Source organism: Burkholderia sp. Ac-20392, from assembly GCF_017104585.1.
In the GTDB taxonomy this organism is placed as follows: Bacteria; Pseudomonadota; Gammaproteobacteria; order Burkholderiales; family Burkholderiaceae; genus Burkholderia; species Burkholderia lata.
In genome coordinates, this window is sequence record NZ_JAAGPB010000780.1 from 1 (window position 1) to 2729 (window position 2729).

At 69.8% G+C, this 2729-nt stretch carries 4 protein-coding genes; all 4 read left to right on the forward strand.

All coding sequences use genetic code 11. The features are described from left to right. A partial coding sequence (locus G3N99_RS38110) for an NIL domain-containing protein (protein ID WP_277396494.1) occupies positions 1-245 on the forward strand: 245 nt, incomplete at its 5' end. Further along, positions 238-894 carry a methionine ABC transporter permease gene (locus tag G3N99_RS38115; protein WP_046546161.1) on the forward strand — a complete coding sequence of 219 codons (657 nt, stop codon included), beginning with the start codon at positions 238-240 and terminating at the stop codon, positions 892-894. The genes G3N99_RS38110 and G3N99_RS38115, both read left to right, overlap by 8 nt. A 54-nt stretch (positions 895-948) precedes the next feature. Next, the gene (locus tag G3N99_RS38120) at positions 949-1791 is read left to right on the forward strand and encodes a hypothetical protein (protein WP_206124955.1); all 843 of its coding nucleotides are present in this window, start codon (positions 949-951) and stop codon (positions 1789-1791) included. Then, positions 1788-2729 (forward strand): acyl-CoA dehydrogenase family protein (locus G3N99_RS38125; RefSeq protein WP_206124956.1); only part of this gene is annotated, 942 nt, incomplete at its 3' end. The genes G3N99_RS38120 and G3N99_RS38125, both read left to right, overlap by 4 nt.

The window sequence follows — 2729 nt, forward strand, 5'->3', positions numbered from 1 at the left end:
TTACGGGCGAGAGCGGCGGCGAGCCGGATGTCGGCGCGCTCGCGGCGGCGCTGGGTGGCTCGGTGCGTTTCCTGCACGGCGGGATCGAGCGCATCCAGGGGCATGCGCAAGGGCGGCTCGTGATCGCGGCAGCCCTGCGCGTGGATGACGCCGGCCAGCCGCTTGCCCGCGGCGGTGCGGTGGCGGCGCTGCTCGAACGTGCGCGCCGCCACGCGAATCACGCGGAGGTGCTCGGCTATGTTTGACCTCTGGTGGCCCGAACTGCTCGACGCGATCCGCGACACGTTGTCGATGGTCGCCGCGTCGGCCGTGATTGCCGCGCTGATCGGCATCCCGCTCGCGGTGATCCTCGTGACGACCGCGCCCGGCGGCATCTACGAACGGCGCGGCGTGAACGCGGTGCTCGGTGCGCTCGTCAACGTGTTCCGCTCGACGCCGTTCATCATCCTGCTCGTCGCGCTGCTGCCGTTCACGCGCGTGCTGATCGGCACGACGATCGGCGTCTGGGCGGCGGTCGTGCCGCTGTCGATCGCCGCGATCCCGTTCTTCGCGCGGATCGCCGAGGTGAGCCTGCGCGAGGTCGACCGCGGGCTGATCGAGGCCGCGCTCGCGATGGGCGCGAAGCGACGCCACATCGTCTGGCACGTGCTGTTGCCCGAAGCGCTGCCGGGCATGCTCGGCGGCTTCACCATTACCGTCGTCGCGCTGATCGGCTCGACCGCGATGGCGGGCGCCGTCGGCGCGGGCGGCCTCGGCGATCTCGCGATCCGCTACGGCTACCAGCGTTTCGACACCACCGTCATGGCGACCGTGATCGTGATCCTGATCGCACTCGTCTCGGCCGTGCAAATCACGGGCGACCGCCTGGTCCGACGCGTGACCCGGCGTACCTGAGCGACGCCACAAGCGTCTGCTCGCTTCATTCATGATCCTGAGAGAAAGAACCCTATGACCTTGCCCATCGGCGCGCCGCGCGAATGGAACGGACAATTCGAGGAAGCGCTGTTTCTCGACGTGGCGCGACGCTATCGTCCGGACTTCCCGGCGAAGCTCGCCACGCCGCCGCGCGAGCCGCGCAACGACGACGAGCTGGCCGCCGTCGCCGATTACTACACGAAGATGGCGTCGCACGACCTGTTCATCGTGCAGGTCGTCGCGAAGGCGATCGACACGTTGTTCTGCGACGATCCGCACTTCCAGCTGATCCTGTCGCGCCAGCTCGGCGACGACGGCGCGCACGCGGTGATCGGCCGCGAACGCGTGACCGAACTGACGGGGCGCGATCCGCTGCCGGAAGTCGACCGGCTCGTCTCCGCGCATTGGGCGCGCATCGGCGACATCGCGGTGCGCGACGTCGCGGGTTTTCTCGCATTCGAATGGCATTACGAGCTGCACATCCTCGCGAAGCTGTGGATTCAGCGCAAGACCGGCCGCATCGGCGATTCCGCGATGCGCGAGCATGGCGAGAACCGGATCCGGCCGGACGAGGAGTGGCATCGCGTGCAGATCGTCCAGTGGTGGTTCGACACGTTGAAGGCGCTGCCGGCAGCCGAGCGTGACGCGCTGATCGATCGCGTGATCGCGGCCGACGAGGAAACGCAGGCGCGGCTCGACGACTATCTGCACGACGAGTACGCGCACACCGCGCACGTGTTCGGCGCGGATATCGCCGAATACCGCGCGATCTACGACGACTGGCGGCGCGAGATCCTGTCGCGGCTGACCGGCCGCACGCTCGACGCGCTCGTGCCGCTGTCGGGTGAAGCGGTTGCGCAGGAAGCTGTCGCATGAACGATCCACGTGGCCCGGCGACCTTCGCGCCGGATACCGATGCACCGGCCTTCGACCGCGCCGCGCTGGCCCGGGCGATCGACGCGCTGCGCGCCACGGCCGCCGCGCGCGACCGCGCGGGTGGTCATGCGGCGCAAGAGAAGCAGTGGCTCGCCGATGCGGGCCTGCTGACGCTCGCGGTGCCGCGTGCATTCGGCGGGCAGGAAGCCGCATGGCCCGAGATCTACGATGCGATCAGGCAGATCGCGCGCGTCGACAGCGCGCTCGCGCATCTCGTCGGGTTCCAGTGCCTGCAGGTGGTGAGCGTCGACGTGTGGGGCAACGCCGCGCAGCGCGAACGCTATCTGCGCGGCACGGTCGAGCAGCACTGGTGGTGGGGCAATGCGGTCAATCCGCTCGACACGCGGCTCGTGGCCACGGCGACATCCGACGGCGGCTACCGGCTCGATGGCGTGAAGGGCTTCTGTTCGGGCACGCGCGGCTCGCAGCGCATGACGGTGTCCGCGCACGATCCGGACACCGGCCGCACGGTGTTCGGCGTGGTGCCGACCGATCGCGCCGGGATCACGGTCAACGAAGACTGGGATCCGATCGGCCAGCGCCAGACCGACAGCGGCAGCGTGCGCTTCGACGGTGTGGCGCTTGCGGCGGACGAGGTGCTGCATCGTTCCGAGGCGCCGCCGACCCCGCGCGCGACGCTGCGCACGCTCGTGTCGCAGCTCGTGCTGACCAACCTGTTCGTCGGGCTCGCGGAAGGCGCGCTGGCGGAAGCGCGCGACTACGTGCTGAAGCATGGCCGCCCGTGGATTCAGTCGGAGGTCGCGCAGGCGAGCGACGATCCGTACACGTTGCAGCGCTTCGGCGACATGCGGGTGCGGGCGATCGCCGCGGCGGCGCTGGCCGATCGTGCGGCCGCCGCGTTGCAGCGTGCGTGGACG

Coding starts and splice junctions, on each gene's coding strand:
- G3N99_RS38115 (WP_046546161.1), top strand. CDS start 238: ATGTTTGACCTCTGGTGGCCCGAACTGCTCGACGCGATCCGCGACACG.
- G3N99_RS38120 (WP_206124955.1), top strand. CDS start 949: ATGACCTTGCCCATCGGCGCGCCGCGCGAATGGAACGGACAATTCGAG.